At 55.3% G+C, this 25763-nt stretch carries 21 protein-coding genes; 14 read left to right on the forward strand and 7 right to left on the reverse strand.

The window, feature by feature from the left end; all coding sequences use genetic code 11:
• Window positions 1-56 precede the first annotated feature (56 nt).
• The 11 genes from KQI65_03300 to KQI65_03350 all read left to right on the forward strand — a co-directional run bounded on the left by KQI65_03300 (window position 57) and on the right by KQI65_03350 (window position 11525).
• Window positions 57-515: a DUF494 family protein gene (locus KQI65_03300; GenBank protein ID MCB2203748.1), complete on the forward strand. Its 459-nt coding sequence runs from the start codon at window positions 57-59 to the stop codon at window positions 513-515.
• Window positions 516-622: 107 nt separating this feature from the next.
• Window positions 623-2875, forward strand: coding sequence for a type I DNA topoisomerase (topA, locus tag KQI65_03305; GenBank protein ID MCB2203749.1), 2253 nt, complete (start codon window positions 623-625; stop codon window positions 2873-2875).
• An 11-nt stretch (window positions 2876-2886) separates the two neighbouring features.
• A complete protein-coding gene (locus KQI65_03310) occupies window positions 2887-3795 on the forward strand; it encodes a tyrosine recombinase (GenBank protein MCB2203750.1) in 909 nt (302 codons plus the stop codon).
• Window positions 3796-3820: 25 nt separating this feature from the next.
• A complete protein-coding gene (raiA, locus tag KQI65_03315; protein ID MCB2203751.1) occupies window positions 3821-4117 on the forward strand; it encodes a ribosome-associated translation inhibitor RaiA in 297 nt (98 codons plus the stop codon).
• Between the two features lie 66 nt (window positions 4118-4183).
• Window positions 4184-5215 carry an HPr(Ser) kinase/phosphatase gene (hprK, locus tag KQI65_03320; protein ID MCB2203752.1) on the forward strand — a complete coding sequence of 344 codons (1032 nt, stop codon included), beginning with the start codon at window positions 4184-4186 and terminating at the stop codon, window positions 5213-5215.
• Window positions 5216-5411: 196 nt separating this feature from the next.
• Window positions 5412-7007 carry an ABC transporter substrate-binding protein gene (locus KQI65_03325; protein ID MCB2203753.1) on the forward strand — a complete coding sequence of 532 codons (1596 nt, stop codon included), beginning with the start codon at window positions 5412-5414 and terminating at the stop codon, window positions 7005-7007.
• Window positions 7008-7044: 37 nt separating this feature from the next.
• Window positions 7045-8010, forward strand: a complete 966-nt coding sequence (locus KQI65_03330; protein MCB2203754.1) for an ABC transporter permease — start codon at window positions 7045-7047, stop codon at window positions 8008-8010.
• Window positions 8003-9496, forward strand: a complete 1494-nt coding sequence (locus KQI65_03335) for an ABC transporter permease (protein ID MCB2203755.1) — start codon at window positions 8003-8005, stop codon at window positions 9494-9496. Before KQI65_03330 ends, KQI65_03335 begins: the two co-directional genes overlap by 8 nt.
• A gap of 14 nt (window positions 9497-9510) precedes the next feature.
• Window positions 9511-9741 (forward strand): hypothetical protein, encoded by a 231-nt coding sequence (locus tag KQI65_03340; GenBank protein MCB2203756.1) that lies wholly within the window; start codon window positions 9511-9513, stop codon window positions 9739-9741.
• Between the two features lie 83 nt (window positions 9742-9824).
• Window positions 9825-10721 carry an MCE family protein gene (locus KQI65_03345; GenBank protein MCB2203757.1) on the forward strand — a complete coding sequence of 299 codons (897 nt, stop codon included), beginning with the start codon at window positions 9825-9827 and terminating at the stop codon, window positions 10719-10721.
• A 219-nt stretch (window positions 10722-10940) separates the two neighbouring features.
• Window positions 10941-11525, forward strand: a complete 585-nt coding sequence (locus KQI65_03350; GenBank protein ID MCB2203758.1) for a YIP1 family protein — start codon at window positions 10941-10943, stop codon at window positions 11523-11525.
• A gap of 122 nt (window positions 11526-11647) precedes the next feature.
• On the opposite strand, the gene KQI65_03355 is transcribed toward KQI65_03350, so the two are convergent.
• The 6 genes from KQI65_03355 to KQI65_03380 all read right to left on the reverse strand — a co-directional run bounded on the left by KQI65_03355 (window position 11648) and on the right by KQI65_03380 (window position 22114).
• Entirely contained in the window at window positions 11648-12661 is a 1014-nt protein-coding gene (locus tag KQI65_03355; GenBank protein ID MCB2203759.1) for a hypothetical protein, read from the reverse strand.
• A 48-nt stretch (window positions 12662-12709) separates the two neighbouring features.
• The gene (locus KQI65_03360; GenBank protein ID MCB2203760.1) at window positions 12710-14050 is read right to left on the reverse strand and encodes a hypothetical protein; all 1341 of its coding nucleotides are present in this window, start codon (window positions 14048-14050) and stop codon (window positions 12710-12712) included.
• A 397-nt stretch (window positions 14051-14447) separates the two neighbouring features.
• A complete protein-coding gene (gene carB, locus KQI65_03365; protein ID MCB2203761.1) occupies window positions 14448-17630 on the reverse strand; it encodes a carbamoyl-phosphate synthase large subunit in 3183 nt (1060 codons plus the stop codon).
• Window positions 17617-18711, reverse strand: a complete 1095-nt coding sequence (gene carA, locus KQI65_03370) for a glutamine-hydrolyzing carbamoyl-phosphate synthase small subunit (GenBank protein MCB2203762.1) — start codon at window positions 18709-18711, stop codon at window positions 17617-17619. The genes carB and carA overlap by 14 nt, the downstream gene beginning before the upstream one ends.
• A gap of 145 nt (window positions 18712-18856) precedes the next feature.
• Window positions 18857-20446 (reverse strand): DUF1501 domain-containing protein, encoded by a 1590-nt coding sequence (locus KQI65_03375; GenBank protein ID MCB2203763.1) that lies wholly within the window; start codon window positions 20444-20446, stop codon window positions 18857-18859.
• A 39-nt stretch (window positions 20447-20485) separates the two neighbouring features.
• A complete protein-coding gene (locus tag KQI65_03380; GenBank protein MCB2203764.1) occupies window positions 20486-22114 on the reverse strand; it encodes a DUF1800 domain-containing protein in 1629 nt (542 codons plus the stop codon).
• 183 nt (window positions 22115-22297) lie between these two features.
• Between KQI65_03380 and KQI65_03385 the strand changes: the two genes are divergently transcribed.
• From KQI65_03385 to KQI65_03395, 3 genes are all read left to right on the forward strand, one after another.
• A complete protein-coding gene (locus KQI65_03385) occupies window positions 22298-23470 on the forward strand; it encodes a 4-phosphoerythronate dehydrogenase (GenBank protein ID MCB2203765.1) in 1173 nt (390 codons plus the stop codon).
• Window positions 23471-23561: 91 nt separating this feature from the next.
• On the forward strand, window positions 23562-23780 hold the full coding sequence (locus KQI65_03390; protein ID MCB2203766.1) for a DUF1858 domain-containing protein: 219 nt from the start codon (window positions 23562-23564) through the stop codon (window positions 23778-23780).
• Window positions 23781-23822: 42 nt separating this feature from the next.
• Window positions 23823-24428, forward strand: a complete 606-nt coding sequence (locus KQI65_03395) for a TlpA family protein disulfide reductase (protein ID MCB2203767.1) — start codon at window positions 23823-23825, stop codon at window positions 24426-24428.
• A gap of 151 nt (window positions 24429-24579) precedes the next feature.
• Here KQI65_03395 and KQI65_03400 read toward each other — a convergent pair whose 3' ends face one another.
• Window positions 24580-25725, reverse strand: a complete 1146-nt coding sequence (locus KQI65_03400) for a DUF1624 domain-containing protein (protein ID MCB2203768.1) — start codon at window positions 25723-25725, stop codon at window positions 24580-24582.
• Window positions 25726-25763: the final 38 nt, after the last annotated feature.

The raw sequence follows: 25763 nt of genomic DNA on the forward strand, positions 1-25763 counted from the left end.
CTCTGAAGGACTACTTTTTCACCGAGCATTGACTCGTCATTACATACAGTTTTGGAATGCAGGAAAGAATCGTTGAAATAATCGTGTATCTGATACACGAAATGCAGACGGACAAGCGGCTTGGAGAGATCGATCTCCGTGTGTTGTCCGATAAAGGCTATACGCAGAATGAAATAAGCACAGCATTCAGCTGGCTATTTGATAAAATTCATCTCGGTGACAATATCCTGACAGAGGGGAGCAGAAGGCTGCCGCATTCACACAGGGTATTGCACGAATCCGAGCGCTCTGTCATCACGCCGGAGGCACACGGGTATCTCCTTCAGCTGCGCGAATTGCGCCTGCTGGATGATATGGATATCGAACTCGCCATCGATCGCATCATGATGGCTGGTTTCGGGTCCGTTGGCATCGACGAGATGAAGTCGGTCATCGCATCAATCATTTTTGATTATGATGACTCGAATCGCATCGGCAGCCGTCTCATGTTGAATAGTAAGGACACTATTCACTAGGTGTCCCGTTCGCGTCTCGCTGAAACCGGTGATTCCAAGAGGAATTCGCCCTTCTCGTTTGCGCTCTGGGATAAGTTCACAGCGTTCAACTCCAATTACCAGGAATCATGTCGAAATCTCTGATCATCGTCGAGTCGCCTTCCAAGGCCAAAACCATCAATAAATACCTGGGGAAAAAATTTGCCGTCGAAGCCTCGGTGGGGCATATCAAGAACCTCCCCTCCAAGGATCTCGGTGTGGATGTGGACAACGGGTTTGAACCTCGTTATGTCACCATCCGCGGTAAGGCGCAGGTGATCAAGGATCTCCAGAAACGCGCCGCGAAGGCCGACAGCGTCTATATCGCAACTGACCCCGATCGCGAAGGAGAAGCGATCGCCTGGCATATCGCCCGGGAACTTGCCAAGCAGACTGAAGGCAAGTCCGTCTACCGTGTGCTCTTCAACGAGATCACCAAGAGTGGGATTGAGGCTGCTATGGAGCAACCCCGTCACATCGACGAGCGCCTCGTGCAATCGCAGCAGGCCCGCCGGGTAATGGATCGCATCGTGGGATACAAGGTCAGTCCCTTCCTATGGAAAACCATCTATAAAGGACTGTCGGCGGGGCGTGTGCAGTCTGTCGCTCTGCGCCTCGTCTGTGAGCGGGAAAAGGAAATCGCGGATTTCAAGGTGGAGGAATACTGGACCATCACCGGCGAATTCCGCAAACCGGAAGACGGCAGTTTCCACGCCAAGCTTGTCAAGGACAACGGGAAGGACCCGGTCATCCCGAACGAGGATGCCGCCAAAGAATTGCTCGAAAAGCTGAAGGCCCAGAGCTGGAGCATCTCCGACATGCAGTCGAAGGAGATTTCACGCTCGCCTTCGCCCCCGTTCATCACATCTTCGCTGCAGCAGGAAGCGTCGAACCGTCTGCGTTTCAGCGCGAAACGGACGATGCGCATTGCACAGCAGCTCTACGAAGGTGTTGAGCTCGGTGAGGAGGGCGCCGTTGGTCTGATCACGTATATGCGTACGGATTCAACCCGTACAAGCAATGAAGCGCTCGATGGGGTGCGTGATTTCATCCAGGGACAGTACGGCAAAGATTACCTCCCCGGCAGTCCGCGCACCTTCAAGGTGAAGAAAAGTGCCCAGGATGCGCATGAGGCTATTCGTCCCACGTCCATGGAATTCACTCCGCAGATGGTGAAGCGCTATTTGAACACCGATCAGTATGCGCTTTACGAGCTCATCTGGAAACGTTTCGTCGCCAGTCAGATGGCACAGGCCAAGATGCTGCAGCGCACGATTCTCGTCGACGGTGGTCCCTACCGCTTCAAAGGCGTCGGATCGACGTACACCTTCCGCGGTTTCCTGCAGGTCTACGATGATTTCGCGGGCGAGAACGGACAGGATGTGAATGAGGAAGAATCGATCATCCCCGAGGGACTCGAGGTCAATGATACGGTCGTCGCCGAACAGGTGGATCCGCATCAGCACTTCACAAAACCGCCGCCCCGGTACTCGGAAAGCAGCCTGGTACGTGAACTCGAGGCCAACGGAGTTGGTCGTCCATCGACATACGCACTGATTGTCAGCACCATTCAGGATCGTGGATATGTCGAACAGCAGAATCGGCGCTTCCATGCCACCACACTCGGGATGGATGTCAGCAAGATGCTCACGACGTATTTTGACTCGCTTTTCAATGTCGATTTCACCTCGAAGATGGAGGAGGAACTCGACACCATTGCTTCCGGGGAATCCTCCTATCTCAAGGTGATGGAAGATTTCTATGGTCCCTTCACCAAGCTTCTCGACAGCGTATCCCCTGAGGAAGCGCGTCTGCAGGAGGAGACCGATGAGAAATGTGAGAAGTGCGGGAGTCCGATGATCATTCGCTGGGGTCGCAACGGCAAATTCATGGCCTGCAGCGGCTATCCGGAATGCAAGAACGCCAAGCCACTTCCCGGCGAGGCGGAAAAAATGAAAATAGACGAGCCCTGTCCCGACTGCGGCGGTGAGCTGGTACTCAAGCAGAGCCGCTACGGAAAATTCATCGGCTGCCGGAATTACCCCGACTGCCGGTATACACGCCCGATCACTCTCGGTTTCAAATGTCCCAAGTGTCAGGAAGGCGAGGTCGTGTCGCGCATGACCAAAACCAAGCGCACTTTTTATGGCTGCACCCGCTACCCTGACTGTGATTTCACGTCATGGGACCGACCGGTACCGAAGGCTTGCCCTTCGTGCAAAAATTCATATCTTTTGCATAAGTACACCCAGAAAAAAGGTGAGTTCCTGAAGTGTCCCGAATGCAAGGAAGAGTTCACAAAGGAGCTTGATCCGTTCGATCCTTCACAGATCGCGGCGTAACACGGATCTTTATGAAGAAAACCATTCAGCGCTTTCGCGACTACCTGGTCGTGGAGCGTCACGCTTCCGACCATACGGTCACAGCCTACATGCGTGATCTTGCGCAGTTCCACATCTGGTTGTGCGAACTGGCGGAGAGTGATGAAGTCGACTGCGATGCGGTGGATCGCCTGACCATTCGCAGCTGGCTCGGTGTGCTGGCGGATCGTGGCCTGTCCCGGCGCAGTATCAGCCGGAAGGTCACCGCATTACGAACGTTTTTCCGGTTCGCCGAACAACGCGGGTACGCCTCCGCAAATCCCACGGTGAATCTGCATTCCATAAAGATTGAACGAACATTGCCGACCTTTGTCGATGAGGAGTCCATTGACGCCCTTCTGCGATTGCCGGATACCACTACAGTCGAGGGCGCGCGAGACGCGGCCATACTCGAACTGTTTTACAGTACCGGCATGCGGCTCAGTGAACTCGTTGCGCTCAACAGGAGGGATCTCCACACGGAGGCCGGCACCATCCGCGTTCTCGGCAAGCGAAGAAAGGAGCGAATACTGCCACTCGGAACGCCCGCGCTGCAGGCATTGCAGCATGCCATGCGAATGCTTGACCAGGCAGCAGCGAGAGGGGACAGGAAGGTCGAGGATACTGAAGCCATGTTTCTCAACAGAAGAGGTAAACGACTTACCAATCGAAGTGTCTATTCTATAGTTCACGAACATCTTCGGGTCGTCAGTGAACAGGAACACTGTTCGCCACATGTATTGCGTCACAGTTTTGCCACGCACCTCCTCAACAGGGGAGCGGATCTTCAGGCGGTGCGGGAATTGCTCGGGCATGAGAGCCTTTCAACCACGCAGATCTATGCACATGTGACCACTGATCACCTGAAGCGCGAGTATGCGAAAGCGCATCCCCGCGCATGAATCATCCAACGAAAAGGAGCGTATCATGAACGTCCAATTCACCGCACGCCATTTCAAAGCCCACGAGGGACTGAAGCATTATGCTCTGCAGCAGGTGTCTACGCTCAAGAAGTACTATGACGGAATCGTCCAGGGAAATATTGTCCTCCGCTTCGAAAAACCGAAAGATTCGCTGAAAATCGCGGAGATTAACCTCGCGGTGTATGGAACTCAACTGGTTGCCATAGAGAAATCCGAGAATTTCTATAAATCCATCGACAATGCCGTTGACAAGCTTGAGCGTCAGCTTTTGAAATACAAGGGGAAGAGACGCAGACTTTGATTGTGCGTTCTGGACGCGATTAGTATCTTGTGGGCGGTTTACCGCCCACTTTTTTTTGTATGTGCCATGGCTGCTGCCAGTGACCCCCTGAAAAACCTCAAGATCCTGGAAAAAAAGGATCTGAGTGTCGGTCTGTTCTACGAAAAGAACAAGGACCGTATACAACTGCTCTCTGCGAACGGACTCGAAGAAAGCGAGCGCAAAATCACCGAGAAGAACCTCCATCGGCCCGGGCTTGCACTGGCCGGTTACGTGGAGCTTTTTACCTTCCATCGCGTACAGATCTTCGGGAACACGGAGATCAAATACCTCAATTCGCTCGATCCGGAACAGGGCCTCGCGGCCTTTGAACGGCTGTTCGATTTCGACATCCCCTGTATCGTCGTCACCAACGGCAATGAATTCAATCCCGCGCTGCTGGAGGTCGCCACGCGTCATGGCGTGCCGGTGTTTTACACCGCGTTCGAGACGACAAAGGCCTACTATTACATGAGCGACTTCCTCGATGATCAGTTTGCGCCGCAGACAGTCATTCACGGGGCCTTTGTTGATGTGTACGGCGTGGGCGTGCTCTTCATCGGCCGTTCGGGAATCGGGAAAAGCGAGATTGCGCTCGACCTCGTGGAAAGGGGGCACAGGCTGGTTGCTGACGATGTCGTCGTCGTTACGCAGAAAGCCGAGGGGCTGCTGATGGGTTCGGGGACGGATCTGGTGAAGCATTTCATGGAAATCCGCGGTCTGGGGCTCATCGATATCCGTTCGATGTTCGGTATCCGCGCCATTCGCTTTCAAAAACGCCTCGAAATCATCGTGCATCTCGAGGAATGGGATGAGAAAGCGGAGTATGAGCGGACCGGGCTCGACAGCAGCGAAGCCACGGTGCTCGGCACCAATATTCCGCATGTTCGCCTTCCCATTTTCCCTGGCAAAAACGTCACCGTCATTACCGAAGTTATCGCTCTGAACTATCTCCTCAAGCATTACGGATACGACCCGGCCATCGAGTTTTCGAAGCGGTTGCAGACACGTCTTGAAACCCGTGCCAGAAAACCGTCAGATGATCGCGCAATCGACTGGTTCGAGCACGATTTCGAGTGATATTATTTGATTTTTACGGTTCTTTTCACTTTTTTCTTTATATAGCATCTCGCTTCACATAGAGACTTCCTCGTCCCTGTTTTTCTCCCATTTCAGAACAATCGGAGGTTGTATGTCTCCACGGAATTTGATAGTAGCCGTACTATGCGTCGGCCTGTTTGTCTCATGCGGAAGTAAATCCGGAGAAAAGGACCCGATGAGCGAAACTGCCGTCGTTGCGCTGTCCGGTGATGCAGACAACTTCAACCCGGTCGTCTCAAATTCTGCGACAGCCAGCGATCTCCAGGGCAACATTTACCCGATGATGTTTGACGTGCAATTCGACGAACGCGAAGGTGAATTAACCTATGGTAAGGGGCTTGTCGAACGTTGGGAATCCGCCAACGGAGGAAAGGACATCGTTGCGCATCTTCGCACCGACGTGCGCTGGGAAGACGGGATGCTTGTGACTCCCAAAGACATCAAGTTCAGCTTTTCGCTCTATGGGGACCCCATTGTCGCGAGTCCCCGCCGGAGCTATCTCGAAAGCATGATTTTCACGGACAATAAGTTTGATGTCGACAAAAGTGTGGAAATCGTCGACGACAGCACGATGATTTTCCATTTTGCAAAGCAGTATCCGCTGCAGCTGTTCCATATCAATCTTTCACCGGTGCCTGAGCACATCTACCGCAATGCGGACCGCCGCACGCTGCGTTCCAATCCGGCGAACGAGCGTCCCGTCGGTGCAGGCCCCTTCAAGCTCGAGGAATGGGTGCGCCAGCAGCAGATCATTCTCACGCGCAACGGGAAATGCACGCTGCCCTATCCCGCGAAACTTGAAAACGTCGTATTTCGTGTGATCTCTGAGCCGACGACGAGGCTCACGGAGCTGAAAAAAGGTACCGTCGACGTCATGCGTCCTGTCTATCCTGATGATGTCGAAGATATCCAGGAGAACAATCCCGATATCAGGCTGGAAACGCTTCCGCCGCGGAATTATGAATATATCGGCTGGATGAATATCGATGTCGATGAATATCACAAAACCGGCACCGTCAAGCCGCACCCGCTGTTCGGCGACCGCCGCGTGCGCCAGGCGCTGACCTATGCGGTGAATCGCAAGGAAATCATGGAACATGAGCTCGGGACCTTCGGAGAGCTGGCAGTGACGGATTTCTCGCCGATTTTCCGCTGGGCGATCAAGCATGACCTGATTCCTTATCCGTACGATCCGGAGAAATCACGTCAGCTGCTGCGTTCCGCGGGTTGGAGCGACAGCAACGGTGACGGCATCCTCGACAAAGGTGGCAAAGACTTCGAGTTCACCCTGCACTACAATATCGGCAACAAGCGCCGCGAATATGTTGCCACCGTTGTACAGAAGGAACTCAAGAGCATCGGAATCAAGGTGAACCTGCAGTCGGTCGAACCCGTGGTGCTGTTCCAGAATATTGAAGACAAACAGTATGACGCGTTTATCGCCGGCTTCTCGGTCGGGCTCGCCATCGACCCCGCAGGTCGCTGGGGCGATATCAGCAATCCGTTCAACACCGTGGCATTCTCCAACAGGCGCATCGGTGAATTGCTCAAGCTCGGCCTGCATGTCCCGACACAGCGTGATGCCGGCCCGTTCTGGAAGGAAATCCAGTCTATCCTGCATCAGGAGCAGCCCTGTACCTTCCTTTACTGGATCAAGGATATTGTCGGAATAAACCGCAGATTGAAGAATACGAACATCAACGTGCTCGGTGTCACGGACGGTATGTGGAACTGGACGATTGGCGATCCCAACTCGTACATGACATACTGATAGTTGTTTCACCCGAAGTCCGGGAGGAACTCGCTCAGTGCTCAGATATATCATTCGCCGTGTAATGTCAGCAGTCCCGTTGCTTTTCGGGCTGCTGACATTCACATTTTTTATCATCCGTCTCGCACCGGGTGATCCGGTTTCCCTGTATATCCAGGGAGATGTGGATCCCATGTTCGCTGAGAACCTGCGGAACGCGCTCGGACTCAATGATCCGCTCCCGGTGCAGTACGTGAAGTGGCTCAAGGGGATGGTGACCGGGGAGCTGGGGATGAGCTTCAGCAAGCATGCGATGGTGACGGATATCCTCGCGGCAACCATTCCGAACACCTTGCTGCTCACCGCGTTTGCGCTGATGTTCAATTTTGTGATAGGGATTATCCTCGGGGTCATCACGGCTCTCCGGCGGGGCAGTGCCACCGACCACATCGTCAATGTTACATCGCTGTTCGTTTACAGTATGCCGGAGTTCTGGCTGGGACTGATGCTCATCCTCGGTGTGTCCCTGCATCTGGATCTGCTCCCGGCCTCGGGGATGCACTCGGCCATGGCGCGTTTCCTGCCCCCACTCGACTACCTGTGGGATCTCATCCAGCATATGATACTTCCGGTATTTGTGCTCGGTGTCGCTTCCGCTGCGGCTACAGGCCGCTATATGCGGGGGAGTCTGCTCGAGGTTATTAATCAGGACTATATCCGCACGGCGAGAGCGAAGGGACTCAGCGAGCTTCTTGTCATCGGCAAGCATGCCATGCGCAATGCGCTTATCCCCATCATTACGCTGCTCGGACTCTCGCTGCCGTTCCTGCTCGGAGGTGCGGTCATTGTTGAAACCGTATTCGCCTGGCCGGGGATGGGGAAGCTGACCGTTGACGCCATCTTTGCTCGTGACTATCCACTGATCATCGCGTGTACGCTGGTGTCCGGGGTCATGGTTATCGTGGGCAATCTCATGGCTGACATCCTGTATGCCATGGTCGACCCGAGGATTCGCTATGACTGAGATCACGGCACAACAGCTCCGTGGTTTCCACTCATGGGCGCAGAGGAATATTCCGGGCGTGGGCTTCATCGTACTCGGTCGACGGACGTTCGGCATCCTGCTGCTCCTGTATTTCCTGCTTTTCCCATTCCTGCTGCTGCTCAGCTTCGGTGAGTTTGCGCGCTCGTTTGAATCGATGGCATTGAGCGTGTTCCTCGCGCTGGTGGATTTTGATCATACCAGTCTCTTTCTCCGTGGCGACGTGATGGAACACTGGGTGGCGGCGTTGTTTATCATCGTCATGCCCATCGTGCTCTGGCATCTCAACCGGCGGCGGCTCCGTCAGCTCGTGCTTGACGGCGACGAACACGAACTCAGTCAATGGACACTGGCCTGGAGAGAGTTCAAGAAGAACAGAGTCGCAGCTTCCGCAATGGTCGTCATCATTCTTCTCTACACCATGGCATTTCTCTGTCCCTTCCTCGCGCCTTTCAATCCGAATGTCTTCGAGGACGGGCTTGTCACGAAATTCAAGCCGCCGCTGAGCAGCGTAACAGTTCTGCAACTGAAGGAACCGCGTATCCGCTCGATCGGCATAGAATCCCTTCAGCTCGATACCGACTATCCTTCCGTCGTGCGAGACCTGGTATTGGTGAACAAGGAGCTGATGGAAGAAAACTTCAGTGCCCAGTGGGCGGTGGATGCCTTTCGCGTCGAAGGCGCCCAGGTCATGGCGACGGTGAAAGACAGCCTGCGCACGATGCCTGTCTCGCAGATGGTCAGTACGGATCCAGATGAGTTTTCCGGTACACGCACCTATCTGCTTGGGACGGACGGGTATGGACGTGATATTCTGAGCCGCATTCTCTATGGCTCACGGGTTTCACTCAGTCTCGGATTTATCGCCGTTCTGCTTTCGGTATCCCTCGGCACATTCGTGGGACTGATGGCTGGATACTTCGGACGATACGCCGACAGCATTCTCATGCGTATCGTCGATATCCTTCTTGCCTTTCCGGCGCTCTTTCTGATTCTGATCATCATCTCCGCATTCGAGAGCATCGCTGTCCCACGTGTGGTACTCATTGTGCTGGTACTGGGTCTCACCTCGTGGATGGGGATTTCTCGCCTCGTTCGCGGTGAAGTGTTATCGGTGAAGGAACGGGAATTTGTCATTGCCGCCAGAACGCTGGGACTCGGACATGCACGTATCCTCACGCGTCATATCCTGCCGAATATTCTCACCCCCATCATTGTGAATGCGACACTACGGATTGGTGGCATCATTCTCGTCGAAGCTGCTCTCAGTTTTCTGAATATCGGCGTGCAGCCACCGACCGCGAGCTGGGGGAATATTATTTTCGAAGGGAAAGATTATCTTTCCAATGCATGGTGGGTGTCCACACTGCCCGGTTTTGCCATCGTTGTCGTCGTCGTCTGTTTCAACCTTATGGGTGATGGATTGCGCGACGCCTTCGATCCCATGCTCAACAATGAACGTCTCTGATCTGGAGGAATGGCATGACCAGTGTCGAACAGCATAAACTTATACGGGAGCTGAGGGACTACGAACAGCGCATGAACCGTGAGGAGCAGGAACGCTTCGATATGTACAGAAAGAGGGACAAGGACGACGAAGATCTTGACCGGCTCTCGAAGCAGAAACTGCAGGAAATGTACGACAAGTATGTAGTCGCCAACCGACCGAAAGGGAATCCCCTGGACGCCCTCTTCGGCGGAAAGCCGGAGTAGTCATTGCCCCGCGACGGTGGATTGCGTATTTTCTCGCGGGCATATTCTGCCCGTTTTCTTTAGCTCACTGACCGGATCCCTGTGTGAAAGAACAGCAGCGCAACGAAATCAAAGTAGGATTGACAGTCCTCGTCGGCATTATCATTCTGTTCCTCGGATTTTTCATCTTCAAGGACTGGAGTGTCGGGCGTGCGGAGTACCCTGTGCACATGCGCTTTCCCGTGTCCGCTGGTCTCGCGCTGGGCGATCAGGTTTCCGTAAACGGTGTGCGTTCCGGGAAGGTTGTGTCGGTGGAACTGTCTGATGCCGGCGTCGACGTCGTCGCTTCAATGCACAGTGAAGTGGTCGTACGCGAGAACGCGCTTCCGGTGATTCAGATGCTCGAGCTGATGGGAGGCAAGAAAATTGAAATCCTCCAGGGAGCGGATGGTGCGCCACTCGGTCCGGATGATGTCCTCCATGGTGAGGTGGATCCGGATATCGCAGGTGCGCTCGGCATCGTCGGGGATATGGAAGGGAATGTCCGCACCATCGCCACGCAGGCGGATTCTCTGCTTCGTGGGGTCAACGCCATTGTCAATGACAGTGCATTTACCCGGTCTCTCAAGGAGACGGTGACGAACCTGCACACGCTGACATCGGAATTACGCGGGTACTTGACACGCAACAGCAGAAATATCGACGATCTCACGGTCAACATGACCAGGCTCACCGGCAAGGTGGACACGATGCTGACGGAACTGCATCCCGCCATAGCAGGCAGTCTTGAGAAAACGGGCCGCGTTCTCGACGGAGCTGATACACTCATTACCGATGTGCGTGGGCTGGTCACTGAAATTCGTGACTCCCGTGGACTGCTGCATACTGCTATTCATGATACTGCGCTAGTCGGCAGGCTCGACCGCATGCTGCTTCGCCTCGATACCCTTACCTCCATCCTCATTCAGGGCGAATTCAACACCCATATCGATCTATTCTGATTTTTACCCCCGCCCGTTGGATACTCCCATCGCAGTCCGTAACGGCGTTGCGACTCCGAATCTTCAGGCAGATGCCTGTGGACTGGATTTGACTTTGTAGCCAAATCCAGCGAAATTCCTGTATTCAAACATTCTTGAGGGATATTCCCTTTCCCCGTCAGGGCGTTTCGGGGATTTTGGCCAGGAGTTTCTGTTACCATTCATATGTACGGAGGTTGTATGAGTCTTGTTGACCGAGCGAAAAACATTATCACGTCCCCGAAGACCGAGTGGGAGGTCATCGCCAATGAGCCGGCAGACATGGGAAGCATTCTCACCGGGTATGTCATCCCGATGGCCCTCGTTCCCGCCATTGCATCGTTTATCGGGTATGGCTTTATCGGCTCTGGATTTGGCTCAGGGATTATGTGGGGAGTAGGATATGCATTGATCAGTCTGGTCTCCACCATTATTATCGTTCTCCTCACTGCGTTTGTTGTCAACCTGCTTGCGTCAGGTTTTGATTCTGAGAAAGACATGGGAAAAGCCATGCAGCTGGTGGCGTACTCGTATACACCTGCGTGGGTGGGTGGAATCCTGAGTATCATTCCCATGATAGGCTGGCTCGGGACTCTGTTCGGTCTCTATGGCATCTACCTGATGTACCTGGGTTTTCCGCATATGATGAAAACGCCGCAGGAGAAGGTGGTGGTGTACATGATTGTCACCGTCGTCGTTCTCGTCGTTGTCTATATTATTATCTTCGGAATCCTCGGTACAATCATATTTTCCATTCTCGGCGTCTCGCTCATGTCGGCGATGTAAAGCATAATTGCAATGTGATCCATGGTGCGCCGCACTTTCTGGCGCCGCAACATGAAACGAAAAGAAAAGGCCTCGTCCGGATGGACGAGGCCTTTTTTTGGAGCCAAATGGCTTCGAGGGTATTACTTCTCGTAGTCAAAGCCCTTGCAGTCGGTAGTGACATCGTATGCAGTCTTACCGGCGGCCTTCATGGTCTGCCAGATCATGCCCTGCGTACCATAGGAAACACTCTTGGCATCGTAACCGAGTACGCGGAGGATAACAGCGACGTTGGCGCTGGTCTGTCCGGTGTAGCAATACACGGCAATGGTCTTGTCAGTCGGCAGGCTCTTGAGGAAGGTCTCAAGCTTCAGGTCTGCCTTCGGGGTGTACTGGTAGGCACCCGGGATGTGACCGATACCGGTATAGTCAGCTTCGCCCCAGTAATTGACGACGAAATACTGATCGGGGTTCGAGAAAATTTCGGCGGCGCTGACGGCGGCTGCACCATAATCGTCACCATGAATGGTTGCGACACGGGCTGCGAGAATCTCGGCACCCGTTGCCATACCGGTGTTGATCGTGGGGAGGTCACCGAGTGCCGGCTTGGCCGGAGCGGCATCCTTCACGAATTGATTCACATAGTCGCTGCCGACTTTCGAGCTGATGCTGTCAAAGTCTTCGTTCCAGCTGGACATACCGAACTTCATGGAGTAGGCGTTGTTGTAGCCGCTCAGGCGAAGAAGGGCGGTGGACCATGCTGCCGACTGGCCGGAGTAGCAGATCACGACGATGCGTTCTTTCGACATGAGATTGTTGGCCTGTGCGTGCGTGAGGATGTCGGCACGTGCAACGTTAACGGCACCCGGGACGTGGCCACTTGCATATGCATCAGCCGAACGGATGTCGATGACGTACCAGGTCTTCGCGCCACTGACGTTCTCGTACACGGCTTCGGCCGTCACGATCGCGGGGCAATTCGTATTCAGATAGTCGCCGTTTGCGCCTTCGAGTTCCTGGATAAGAAGGGCGGACTCGGAGGTCGTCGGCGTTACCGGATCATCATCATCATCAGAGCAGGCCTGGGTAAAGACCAGCAAGGGGAGGATGAGGAGAAGAACCGCATACTGTTTGAGGAGTTTTGTGTAGTTGCTCATAGGTGCTCCTTGTGGGTAGGTGCAGGGATTGATGGTGGTGGTGAATGATTATTTCCAACTCGAGGGAATGGCGTTGTCGACAACGACTCCGGCATTCGCGTCTTTTTCCCATTGCTCCATAAGGTCATCGGAGAACAGGAACCACTGCTTATTCACACCGTCCTTGATGTGACATGCTGCAGAACAGCTCTGACCGGCTTCGATTTCCGTTCTCGCCGTCCAGCGTTTGATGTTATGCGGCGTTGCATGCCTGAAGGTGGGTTCCGCGGTGAAGTTGCTCATGCTCGGGACACCGTAGTTGCTCCAGGTATCGGGAGCGGCCGGTGCGTTGCGCAGCACCACGTACTTGAAGCGCTTGACGCCGGGCAGGGGATTGAGTCCCATCTTGAAGCCCATATACGGTCCGTTGCGCACGCCGGTGTCGACATGGCAGCTGCCGCAATTCTGATAATCCTGGGAGTGACAGCTCTGACAGCTGATTGTATCCCAGTGCATCTGATGGTAGCTGTTGGCATCCTGCTTGTCGCCATGACAGTCTTCACATTTTGGCTGATTCGCAACGGAGTAGCGCTGCGTGTACTTTTCGCCGGTTCCGTGCATTTCATGCGAACTGTGGCAGTTCGTGCACTGTCCACCCGGAAGCTTCATGTAATGCACATCGGGACGCGAACCTGCTGCTTCGCCGAAGTAGGCGTGTGCGACGCGGGCTGAGTGACAGGCGGTGCAGTTCAGACGCATGTCGGGGGATTTCTGGAAGTTGTGAGAGGCAAGGAAACCACCGCCGGCCTGACGGGGACGCATGACGTGACATTCGCCGCAGGATGCGTGGCACTTGCCGCAGTTCTTGTCGTATCCCTTCTTCAGGGATTCAGGGTAATTGTCGTAGCTCGGGAAGCCGCCACGCGTGGCGACCATGTGCTTCTGGCCGAATCCCTGCGTGTGCAGACTGTTCTTGTCCTTTCCGGCAATGGAAGGATGGCAGCCGCCGCAGTACTTGTCGGCATCCTTTGACGGACTCGATACGAAATCGCCGGTGTGTGCTTCATGCTTGTCCCGCGCAGGGGAGACGCCGCCATGACAGCTTTCACAGGCCAGTTTTCCGTGGGCCGACTCTTTGAACTTTGCGCCGTTCGTTCCGCCCACGTACACTTTCAGGTGTGGTTCCATTTCGGGAAGTTCGCCGCCGCAACCGCCCTCGCCAGGACCGGTGTCCTCGTTCGGTTCCGCGATTGCTTCCAGCGTTTCAAGATCACTGTGGCATCCGACGCAGGTGGACACATCAGCTGTGGGCTGCGTAGGATCGCCAGTCGTGTCGTCGTCCTCATCACAGGCAGTGAACATGAGCACTGCCGGGATTAACAGGACCATGAGGAATGACAAACGTTTCATAGGTGCAACTATTAATAGTTAGATGGAATGGGGTGAAGCAATATGTATGAAAAGAATAAACAGAGTTTTATATCGTAATAGCTCAGACCAAATTTATAGGGGATCGTTGACAGAAGCAAGTAAATTCGACAAAAAAATCGCGATACCTGAATCTTTTTTTTACAGTCGCGCATCAGAGCATAATGCAAACTCGGAAGGAGCAGGGATTGCTTCCTTTCATGTGTCCCGGGGGCGGTGTTTCTTCCCGGAAGCAATCCATGAAAACAGATGGCAGATGACAAATTGCAGAATGCAAACTCGGAAGGAGCAGGGATTGCTTCCTTTCATGTGTCCCGGGGGCGGTGTTTCTTCCCGGAAGCAATCCCTGATATTCGGGATGGAGGGGAGGGGAAGAGAATCAGTCTCCGAAGATTTCCTGGAGGCTGCGGACGTCGAGGCGGCCTGTCAGCAAGCGCCGGATGCCGCGGATGGCGGCGCGGGCACCTGAGAGGGTGGTGACGACAGGGACTTTGTGCCGGATGGCTGCACGACCGATCTCGTATTCATCCTCTCTCGCGGTTTCACCGAGTGGTGTATTGATCACGAGGTGGATATTCCCGTTTTTCAGCACGTCGACAACATGGGGTCGACCTTCGACGACTTTGTTCAGTGCCTGGACCGGAATGCCGTTCGCGCGCAGCACGGATGCCGTCCCGCGCGTGGCGAAGAGCTTGAAGGGGAGCTCGACGAAATCGCGCGCGATGGAAAGTATTTCTTCCTTGTCCCTGTCGTTGACGGAAATGAAGACGTTCCCTTCCAGAGGGAGTTTGTTGCCCGCGCCGATCTCCGCCTTGGCGAAGGCTGCACCCCAGCCAGTGTCGAGCCCGATGACCTCTCCGGTGGATTTCATCTCGGGAGACAGGAAGACGCTTTGCCGGGGAAATTTGTTGAACGGGAACACCGGCTTTTTCACGGCAATAAGCCCGTGATCATCCGCGGTTTTGAGATCCAGCTCTGAGAGCCGTTTCCCTGAGGCGAGCTGGGCGGCATAACGCGCAAGTGGGGCGTCGATTACTTTCGAGACAAACGGGACGGTGCGGCTGGCCCTGGGGTTGACCTCGATGACGTAGACGGTGTTTCCGCGCATGGCGAACTGGATGTTGATGAGTCCCACTGTCCCGAGTGATGTGGCAAGCTGCCTGGTATATGATTCGATTGCTTCACGGGCTTCGGGAAGAAGATGGTAGGGTGGGATCGCGCAGGCGCTGTCGCCTGAATGGATACCGGCTTCTTCGATATGCTGCATGATGCCACCGATGTAGACGTCCTCGCCGTCACAGAGCGCGTCGACGTCGAACTCGAACGCATCCTCCAGGAATGCATCGATGAGGATAGGTTGATCAGCGGAAATCACCGCAGCCTGACGCACGTAGGTGACCAGCGCATCCGCGTTGTAGACGATCTCCATCCCACGTCCTCCGAGCACGTAGGAGGGACGCACGAGTACCGGATAGCCAATGCGTTCCGCAATGACCACGGCTTCACTCTCGGAGAAGGCTGTGCCGTAGTCAGGGCGGGGGATTTCAAGTTCATCGAGAATGTGGCCGAATTTCTCACGGTTTTCCGAGAGGTCGATCGCTTCCGGCGAAGTGCCCATAATGGGAACCCCGGCTTCCTTCAATCTCCCGGCGATATTGAGCGGTGTCTGACCGCCGAACTGCACGAGCACGCCGTCCGGTTTCTCGAAATCCACGATGTTCATGACGTGTTCAAATGTCAGCGGTTCGAAGTAAAGCCGGTCGGAAATGTCGAAGTCCGTTGATACGGTTTCAGGATTGCAGTTTACCATGATGGTGCGGTACCCGAGGTCGCGCAGACCGAACACCGCCTGCACGCAGCAGTAATCGAACTCGATTCCCTGACCAATGCGATTCGGTCCGCCCCCGAGTATCATTATCGTTTTACCTTCGAGCGGCTCTATTTCATTTTCACTGTCGTAGCTGCCGTAGCAGTACGCCGTCTGCGCTTCAAATTCGGCGGCACAGGTGTCGACTTCCTTGAACACGGGATGGATGCCGAGTTCATCGCGCAGATTGCGAATCTCCGCTTCCGTTTTCCCGAAGCGCATCGCAAGCTGCATGTCGGAGAAACCGTCACGTTTGAGCCGTCGCACCGTATCGGCATCGGGGGTGTCGGCCGGACTCAGCGCCAGTGCCTGGATATGCCGCAGGAACCAGCGGTCGATGCGCGTAATTTCATGCAGTTCTTCGATGTCGGCACCAGACTCGAACGACTTCCACACTTTCAACAGGCGGAATGCTGTGGCGAAACGCATTTTGCGCATGTCCAGGGGACGCCCGTCACCGGGTTTCGGTTCGAGCCCGTGCAACCCGACTTCCAGCGAACGGAAAGCTTTCTGCAGGCTCTCTGCGAAATTTCGTCCAATTGCCATGACTTCGCCGACACTTTGCATCTGCACGCCCAGCGTGCCTTCTGCGGACGGGAATTTTTCAAAGTCGAAGCGGGGAATTTTCGTGACCACATAATCGATACTGGGTTCGAAGGCTGCAACGGTGTTCCCGGTGATGTCGTTCGGCAGCTCATCGAGCGTATACCCCACAGCAAGACGCGCGGCGACCTTCGCGATCGGGAAGCCGGTGGCCTTCGATGCGAGGGCAGAGCTGCGGCTGACGCGGGGGTTCATCTCGATGATCACCATGCGTCCGGTCTCAGGGTTGACGGCGAACTGCACGTTGGAACCACCGGTATCGACCCCGATCGTGCGCAGGCAGATGAGCGACCAGTTGCGCATCTGCTGATACTCACGGTCGGTGAGTGTCTGCGCGGGCGCCACTGTAATGGAATCGCCGGTGTGGACGCCCATGGGATCGAGATTCTCGATGGAGCAGACGATGATGGCGTTGTCGGCCTTATCGCGTACAACCTCCATTTCAAATTCTTTCCAGCCAAGCAGGGATTCTTCGATGAGGACTTCATGAATGGGACTGGCGTCGAGTCCTTTCTGCGCCAGTTCACGAAACTCGTCAATATTATATGCAGTAGCTCCGCCGGTACCGCCCAGAGTGAAAGAGGGACGAATGATGGTGGGGAAACCGACGTTTTCGACCAGTTCGAGTGCCTGCTCCATGCTGCGCGCAAAATCGCCGCGTGCGGTGTCAATGCCGACGGCATCCATCTCTGCCTTGAATTTGCTGCGGTCTTCCGCCTTCCGTATGGCCTCGACATCGGCTCCGATCAGTTCCACGTTGAATTTCTCAAGCACACCCATATCGTGCAGGGCAACAGCGGTGTCGAGCGCCGTCTGTCCCCCGACTGTCGGCAGCAGCGCATCAGGGCGCTCTTTTTCTATGATTGTCGCGACGATTTCAGGCGTCACCGGTTCGAGATATGTCGCATCTGCCAGTTGTCTGTCCGTCATGATGGTCGCGGGATTGGAGTTGACGAGAATGACGCGATAACCTTCGGCCCGCAGCGCCCGCAGCGCCTGCGTGCCGGAATAATCGAATTCGCAGGCCTGTCCTATGACGATAGGTCCCGCGCCTATGATGAGAATGGACTTGATATCACTACGCTTTGGCATGGGTATCCATCAGGGAATTGAATTGTTCGAAGAGGTAACGGGAGTCGTGCGGACCGGGTGAGGCCTCGGGGTGGTACTGCACTGAGAAGGCGTTGTGCTCTGATGCACGGAATCCTTCGAGTGTGTTGTCATTGAGATTCCAGTGTGTGATTTCGACGCCAGTCGGCAGTGAGTCTGGATCCACGGCGAAACCGTGATTCTGACTGGTGATCTCGACTTTTCCGCTTTTGAGATTCTTCACGGGATGATTTACACCCCGATGCCCGAATTTCATTTTGTACGTGCTTCCCCCGAGCGCGAGCGCAAGCAGCTGATGTCCGAGGCAGATGCCGAACATCGGTTTCTTCCCGAGCAGCTGCCGAACGGTTTCGATGCCGTATGCCACGGCATCCGGATCACCGGGACCGTTGCTGAGGAAAATCCCATCCGGATTCATGGCGAGTATTTCCTCGCTGCTGCTCTGTGCCGGTACGACGGTCACGTCGCAGCCATGCGACTCAAGCAGGCGCAGTATGTTGTGTTTTATCCCGAAATCCATCGCGACGACCCGGTATCGCTTCGGGTCGGACGACGGCCAGTGCCAGGCTTCCCCGCAGCTGACGATGCGTGCGAGATCCTGTCCGGCCATCGATGGCAGTTCCTGCACACGTTTCAGCAGTTCCTCAACTGCGATGCCCGACGACGAAATGACCCCGTTCATGGCACCGTCGCTGCGCAGTTTGCGCGTGAGTGCACGCGTATCGATGCCCTGGATGCCGACGATGCCCTGGCGGTCGAGATATTCGGGCAGCGAGGACGTAGCGCGGTGATTCGAGGGTATGTCGCAGCCGTCGCGAACGACAAAGCCGGCAACCTGGATGCGCCCGCTTTCGACGTCATCCTCATTCACGCCGTAATTCCCGATATGGGGATATGTCATGGTCACAATCTGACCGCAGTAGGAGGGATCCGTGAGTATTTCCTGGTACCCTGTCATGCCGGTGTTGAAACACACTTCTCCCTGTGTTTCTCCCACATGACCGAAGGCTGTACCGTGATAGACCGTTCCGTCTTGAAGGACGAGGACAGCAGACTTCTTCATTGACCTGTGTATGTATGGGTGTGGAAAACGATAATCTCCCCAATATAAGAAAATCGTCTGTGCGTTCCGAAAATTCTGTAGCGGAAGCCGGGGACGTTTCTCCATCTTGCGGAGAAACGCCCCGGCGGATTCCGGTCACTAATGGTTAACGAACCAGCACCATGCTGCGGGTTTCCACGGCGCGCGCGGATTCGAGCCGGTACAGGTATGTTCCGCTGCTGAGGGATGAGGGATTAAAGCGCACTTCATGCGTTCCGGGTGTCATGGATCCATCGACGAGCGTTTTCACCAGTTTCCCCTGGAGATTATACACGTTCAATCGAGTCTGTCCCCCTGGTGTCGAAAAGCGAATCGAAGTGCCGGCGGAGCGGGTGAAAGGATTCGGGTAGTTCTGCTCGAGTGCGAAGCCCGCAGGCAGTCCATTATTGCTTACGCCAACGGGGGCCTGTGAGAAGAGGGGAAGTGTTTCCCACTCGCCCTTGAGAATCAGGGCGGTGCTCGACTCCATCACGCCGAACCACTGCCGCAGCACGCTGGCGTACATCTGCTTGAAATCATACTGATGTTTGAGATCACCGTTCCTGTCGAGATCCGAGAGGTCGGGATTGTTTCCGTAGACACCGCCGTTGACTTCCGGACCAACAAAGAACATGGGCTGGGCGGTACCATGGTCGGTCCCGGCAGTTCCGTTGGCTTCAACGCGGCGGCCGAATTCCGAGATGGTCATGAGCATGACACGGTCGTCCATGCCGAATGCCTTCAGATCGTCGAAGAATGATTTGATCGCATCCGACATGCGTCCGAGCAGACCACTGTGCTTCGGCGTAGTCCCGCTGTCCTGCTGAGCATGCGTGTCGTATCCCCGCTGGGAAATGACATAGATCGGCGTATCGAGCCCGCCTGCGATCAGCCGCGCAATAATCTTCAGCCGCTCGGCGACATCGTTGCCCGTGGTATAAACGTCATGGTTCTCCACCATGTTCGCCGCATCGCGCACGGGCTTGGCGTACTGGTTTGCCTCCAGTGCGATGTTGCGGATGTACTCGAGTTCGAGTCCTGCAGGCGTACTGGTGTCGGGAGGGTCCCCACCGGAAATATCCGTGCCCGAGATGATGCGGTAAAAAGTGTCGGGATCATAAATCGCCATGCTCATGCCGAGTTCTTCACCCTGCATCATCAATGAGGTCGTCGTGCCGATTTCGATGGCCAGCGGATGCTCGGGGGTCACCGCGGGGTCCGGGTACCCCGGATAGCGCAGGTCGAGATAGCGTCCCAGCCAGCCGTCTTCGAGATAGGTGTTTACATCGCTCGGTTTGTTGTTATTCGAGCCGGTAAACCAGATGTCGGTGGAACGGAAATGCGAGCGATTCGGATTGTCGTAGCCGACGTTCTGGACGACGGCGAGCATGCCGTCGTTGTTGAGGGATTCGAAGCCGGTCATGGACGGATGGAGTCCGAGCGTATCGCTGAGCGGGAGGGGATTCTGTATTGCCAGCGTGTCGCGAAGATTGTAATACAGGCTGTCTTCTTTCGGTACGACGGTGTTGAGTCCGTCATTTCCGCCGTCGAGCTGCAGCACCACCAGCACGCGTCCCGTACCTGCGTTCATCGCGGCACGGGCGAGTGAGGGTGCGTTGGCGTACGCCTTGACGGCGAAGGGCTCGAAAATGCCACCGATCGTCGATGCGGCGACGCCTGCCGCGACACTGGTCTTGACAAAGTCTCTACGTTTCATGTGTGTTTCCTGATGCTTTGTTGAGAAGTGTTCGATCGGTCAGCAGAGCTGAGATTCACTGAGGCGAAGGACGGCTTTGAGCAGATCCTTCACATGTCCTTCGGCGCCTGGGAGATTGATATTCCACTCGTACTCCGGTGCACCTGCCAGCAGCTTGTCGAGAAGGATTTCAAACTGATTCGTGCTCAGTTTCAGTGGCACGGCATATTCGATGATGTCCTGGATCAGGGTGCGTGGATTATTGGGATCGGATACGCCTTTCGCGAACTCGATGGCATCAACGCTGTATTTCGGCGTGCTCTTCATGTTCCCGAGGATCAGTTCGTCCGCCACCGACCAGCGGCTCGCAAGGCGTGATGCGCTGATCCAGCTGCGATAGCCCGGCCAGCCCTTGACGTTGGGAGCCTCGAGCAGCTGGCAGCCCATGGCGCTGTTCACCTGGTAAATGTACTTGAAGTTGTCGGTGACGATGTCGAGCTGACGGATGCTGCCGATGTAATATTCCATCGGAGAGGTGACATGCGCACCGATGTTGGAGGTGTCGAAGAAATGCTCACTGAGGAGGAGGGTGCGAAGCACAGGACGAATATCCCAGTTGTTCGTTCGCAACAGATCGGCGAGTTGACCGATAATCGTTTCATCGGCAATCTCATAGACGAATTCCCGGTACAGTTTCCGGCAGATGAAGGATGCGGCTTCAGCGGCATGCTCCTCGAATATGATATCGATGACATCTTCATAGCCCCAGTTGCCTGTGCGGCCCATGAACGTTTTCTCCGTATCGTCGAAACGGGAAGAGATGAATTCCGCTTCTTTCGGGTCATACGTGTTCGTACCGACGGAACTCGTACCGGTATTCTTCAGTGTCCATCCCGTGAGCGCACGCGCCGCTTCCTGGATGTCGTCTTCTGTATAGCCGTTTCCTTCCCCGAGGGTGTGGAGCTCCATAAGCTCACGCGCGTAGTTCTCGTTCGGGCGGCGTTTGGTGTTGTACCAGCCATCGAGATAGACCAACATGGCCGGCGAGATCGTGACATCCTTCACCATCTGTTTGAAATTCCCCAGGTAGTTGTTGCGGAAGAGGTCGATGAACCAGTAGTTGAAGTGGGGCTGGCGCACGGTAAGCGCTTCGGTGGCCCAGTGGTCATGCCAGAAAAATGTCATTTTCTCGCGAATGGAGAACTCCTGATTGAGCATAAGCCCTGTCCACCATTCGCGCATTTCCTGAAGACGATCACGATTCGTGCGGTCATTGTTGGTATTGTCGTACCAGTAATCCTCGTTGATCCAGCTGCCGGGGGCTGCTGGCGGGGTTCCACTCATGAGCAGCATGTCGACGACCTCCGCCGGTGTCTTCTCCATTGCCATGTCGATATCCGCCCGTTTCGCACCGAACATGGTGCGTCGGATCAGATACCCGACACGCTGCTCGTCCCATGGTTTTTCCGGCGTGGGGGAATAGGGATCGAGTCCGGATGTCACAAGCCGCGGCAAAGCTGTCGGTTCAGGCAAACCCTTGAGGCTTGCTTCCCGTTCGGCGAGTACAGCCTGGTGTACGCGTGCAACGTCCGGCCGGGACGCTGCTCCGGCTGCGACTGCAGCTTCGCCCCCCGTTGTCCCGTTCGCGGTAGCCAGAACAGCGGGTGAGAGGAAGGATCGTCTATCCATAACCTTGTACCTGAGTGTGAAAGAATTGTCGTCTGACGGTAATACGACATATTATATCCAAAAAAGTTTCATGTCAAGCGTAAGAAAGTGGCTGTCTGCATGGAACTGCCGATTCCACGTGCTATTCTCACGCGCATCGTGTATGTTAGGCAAACACGTACACAACAACGCAGCGGTTGAGCAGTGGCGATAGCGATAGCGGCGGATAGCAACATCCCGTTCATCTCCGAGGCATGCGATGGTATCGGCGATGTGCGGCTCTATGATGTGCGCGACGAGGTGGAGACGCGTGAATGCGTGGCTTCTGCCGAAGTCCTGCTCTGCCGTTCGACGCTTCGTATAGATGAACAACTCCTCGAAGATACGCAGGTGCGCTTCGTAGCGACAGCGACCTCGGGAACGGATCATCTGGATCTTGCCTGGCTAGAAGCGCAGGGCATTCCATGGGCCTCCGCGGGGGGAAGCAACGCGCGTTCCGTCGCGGAGTGGCTGGCAGCTGTTCTGCTCGAACTGCATGTGCGTGAGAGGACCGATCTCGTCGCAGCTGATATCGGCATTGTGGGTGTGGGACATGTGGGAAGCCAGGTCGCGGATATCGCACGTGCACTCGGACTGCGCATGGTGCTGAACGATCCTCCACGTAGCGCGCGCGGCGAAAAACCTCTTCCATGGAGCGATATCCGGTTCTCTCCGCTGGACGAACTTCTGCATTGTGCCATTCTGACGCTTCATACCCCGTTGACCTCCGCAGATCCCTTCCCGACGCGGCAGCTTATCGGTGAGCGACGCCTCTCGATGCTGCCACCTTCAGCAACGGTTATCAATGCTGCGCGCGGGGAAGTGCTGGATCCGGAAGCAGTGCCACGGTGGAGGCGCTGGGAGGGTGGTGCACTCGTTCTCGACGTGTACCCCGGCGAGCCGGGAATCGATCCAGCGCTGGTCGACGTGGCGGATATCGCGACACCGCATGTGGCCGGGCATTCCCTCGATGGAAAACTGCTGGGTACGCAGATGGTACACGACGCCCTCTGCGACTGGCTGGATATCGAGCATCCCTGGAATTTTGAGCAATACCTTCCCGAATCCGGCGCCATCGTGCCGGCCGCGGGGACAAAAGCAGTCTCGCCGTTTGCAGAGGTGCATGAGGTCGTTCGCCAGGTGGTGCCGATCCAACGTGATGATGCGTCCCTGCGTGCAATTATGCAGAAAGTGCATAAAGAGCGCGGGGTGGCCTTCAAATCACTCAGGGCGGAATACCCGGTGCGCAGGGAATTCCGCAGAATTCCGCTCGAACGCAGCCAATTCTCCGGTGAAGCGGTGCTGATGCTCGAGGCGCTGGGCTTCCAACTCATGTGATGCGACCTTCATGGCCTGTTCTGCATCATACGAAAGGAACAGGCAGACACGGTTCAGATCTCCAAACTTCCATACCATTTTCGAGGTTACCATGGATATCAGTCGCGAAAGCATCATCGAAGATCTCGTGGAAAAATATCCCGATGCGGTAACCTTTCTTATGGAGAAAGGGATTCGCTGTCTGCGCTGTGGCGAGCCCATCTGGGGAACACTCGGTTCCGCAATGGATGAAAAGGATTTTCCCATTGACAGGCAGATGGTCATCGTCAAGGAACTGCGCAGCTTTCTCCAGGAGAAAGCTGTGTCCTGAACAAGGCAATAAGGAATTTTTCATACGCAGCGTTGGAGTATTATGAGCAAAGTCAGTAAAAAAAGCAGCGGTGGCAGCAAGCGGAAAGTGGAGAAGAAATCACTCAGTCCTTTCGCATGGGTTATCACCGCATTTGCCGTCGTCATCGTCGGCATTCTTCTGATCAACAAACTCAACGAGCCCGAGCCTTCGACCATGGTGCAGCAGGCGGCCGTGCAGAACGGCAGCGCCGGTGGCAGTGCCGCCCCTGGATTTTCCCTCCCCGCAGTCTCCGGTGGCAGCAAGTCCCTCTCCGATTATCGCGGCAAGGTCGTCATGCTCAACTTCTGGGCAACCTGGTGTGGACCCTGTAAGCGTGAAATCCCCGATTTCATCGAGATGCAGGAAGCATTCAGGGATGACGGTTTCGAGATCGTTGGCGTGTCCCTCGATCAGCCCGGTGAAGAATCAAAGGTGGCCCAGTTCGTGAGCCAGGCCGGTATCAACTATGATATCCTTCACGGCAACGGAGAGATCGCGCAGGCCTACGGCGGCGTGCGCAGCATTCCCACCACCTTCCTGCTCGACAGGGATGGGAACATCGTCTCCTCGAAGGTTGGATTGCAGCCGAAATCGGCCTGGGAGAGCCAGATCAAGGAACTGCTTTGATATCTGGTTGAGCACAAAGACTCGAAGACGCGAAGACGCGAAGACTCGAAGACGCGAAGGAAATTTTAAGCCCCCGTTGCCATGAGCGCGACGGGGGCTTCAAATATTATTCGTCTCTTTGCGTCTTGCTGTCTTCGTGATCGGCAGGATCCTAAGCGAAGAGCAGGACGGTAGCGAGTACGACCATGGCCGCGTAAGGGAGATAGCGGTACACGACGGTTTGCTGCCGCTTTTGTGTATGCATCCAGTAGGCTGTCAGTGTGGTCGCGAGGAGGAGGATGGTAATGATGCCCAGCACGGGTTCGAGCATAAGCGTTTTGCCGAAGGTCTGTCGGAGACCGGGCATCCAGGCTGAGCCGTAGAGTACGACAATGTGGGAGACGTAAATGAAAAGCGTATGCTGTCCGGCAACGGGAATGATGCGGGGAATCCGGTTCGTATGCTGAAGCATGTAGCCGATGATGGACCACAGCATGAGCACCCAGCCGAGGCGGCTGAAGCTCAACCATATGCTGGAGGATCCACCTTCAAACGTCAGCTGCCAGTGCAGCACTTCACGGGGGATGAAGAATGCAAGGAGCAACGCAGCGCCGGCGAGACCGTAATAGAGCGGCAGTTGCGCGGTGCGACCTTCTTCTTGCCAGCGCATGTACAGTGCGGCTGCCGCAGCGCCGAGGAACATGAATCCCGAGAATGGGAAAATGGGGAACCAGGAACCTGTGGCGGTGCTCATCCATGCGGCGAACCACAACGGGGTGTGCGCTGCCCAGTCTACGGTGTACACGAGAGGTGCCACGAAAATGAAAAACAGTCCGATACCCAGGGCGGAAGCAAACAGCCGCTGCCTGTTGCTTGCAATCATGAAGAGGGAGAACATCCCCAGCAATGTGACGGCCATGAGCCGGAGCACATCGACATGGAAGAAGCGATACCAGCGTTCTGCCTGGAGGCTGAACATGTCGCTGAGTGAACCGGCTGGCAGGTGCATCAGCGAACCGATCAGGAAAAGCACTCCGATCCACCGCAGACGGCGGAAAATGACACTGCGGGGAAGCGTTCCCTCGTCCATCTTCCGGAAGGTGGCAATCACATAGGCAAAGCCGGAGCCAAATAGAAAAATCGGCGCGGTGAGCCCACGATTGAACTGCCAGATGTTGAACAGGAGGTTGTCGCTGTTGTAATAGGACTTCGTAAGCAGCGCGTCAATGGTGTGTCCCTGAATCATCATGAACACCGCCCAGGCGCGCATCACATCCAGCAGAATGATGCGTTTGTTGTTTTTCAGAGTATTATCCAAGGTCTTCAGATCGCAATCAGCTCTTATAAACACACAAA

The sequence above is a fragment of the bacterium genome, from assembly GCA_020444325.1.
Taxonomy (GTDB): Bacteria; Bacteroidota; Ignavibacteria; order SZUA-365; family SZUA-365; genus BM516.

Excerpts from the sequence above, each read along its gene's own strand:
- KQI65_03300 (MCB2203748.1), top strand. The coding sequence starts at position 57 with ATGCAGGAAAGAATCGTTGAAATAATCGTGTATCTGATACACGAAATG.
- topA (MCB2203749.1), top strand. The coding sequence starts at position 623 with ATGTCGAAATCTCTGATCATCGTCGAGTCGCCTTCCAAGGCCAAAACC.
- KQI65_03310 (MCB2203750.1), top strand. The coding sequence starts at position 2,887 with ATGAAGAAAACCATTCAGCGCTTTCGCGACTACCTGGTCGTGGAGCGT.
- raiA (MCB2203751.1), top strand. The coding sequence starts at position 3,821 with ATGAACGTCCAATTCACCGCACGCCATTTCAAAGCCCACGAGGGACTG.
- hprK (MCB2203752.1), top strand. The coding sequence starts at position 4,184 with ATGGCTGCTGCCAGTGACCCCCTGAAAAACCTCAAGATCCTGGAAAAA.
- KQI65_03325 (MCB2203753.1), top strand. The coding sequence starts at position 5,412 with ATGAGCGAAACTGCCGTCGTTGCGCTGTCCGGTGATGCAGACAACTTC.
- KQI65_03335 (MCB2203755.1), top strand. The coding sequence starts at position 8,003 with ATGACTGAGATCACGGCACAACAGCTCCGTGGTTTCCACTCATGGGCG.
- KQI65_03340 (MCB2203756.1), top strand. The coding sequence starts at position 9,511 with ATGACCAGTGTCGAACAGCATAAACTTATACGGGAGCTGAGGGACTAC.
- KQI65_03350 (MCB2203758.1), top strand. The coding sequence starts at position 10,941 with ATGAGTCTTGTTGACCGAGCGAAAAACATTATCACGTCCCCGAAGACC.
- KQI65_03355 (MCB2203759.1), bottom strand. The coding sequence starts at position 12,661 with ATGAGCAACTACACAAAACTCCTCAAACAGTATGCGGTTCTTCTCCTC.
- KQI65_03360 (MCB2203760.1), bottom strand. The coding sequence starts at position 14,050 with ATGAAACGTTTGTCATTCCTCATGGTCCTGTTAATCCCGGCAGTGCTC.
- carB (MCB2203761.1), bottom strand. The coding sequence starts at position 17,630 with ATGCCAAAGCGTAGTGATATCAAGTCCATTCTCATCATAGGCGCGGGA.
- carA (MCB2203762.1), bottom strand. The coding sequence starts at position 18,711 with ATGAAGAAGTCTGCTGTCCTCGTCCTTCAAGACGGAACGGTCTATCAC.
- KQI65_03375 (MCB2203763.1), bottom strand. The coding sequence starts at position 20,446 with ATGAAACGTAGAGACTTTGTCAAGACCAGTGTCGCGGCAGGCGTCGCC.
- KQI65_03380 (MCB2203764.1), bottom strand. The coding sequence starts at position 22,114 with ATGGATAGACGATCCTTCCTCTCACCCGCTGTTCTGGCTACCGCGAAC.
- KQI65_03390 (MCB2203766.1), top strand. The coding sequence starts at position 23,562 with ATGGATATCAGTCGCGAAAGCATCATCGAAGATCTCGTGGAAAAATAT.
- KQI65_03395 (MCB2203767.1), top strand. The coding sequence starts at position 23,823 with ATGAGCAAAGTCAGTAAAAAAAGCAGCGGTGGCAGCAAGCGGAAAGTG.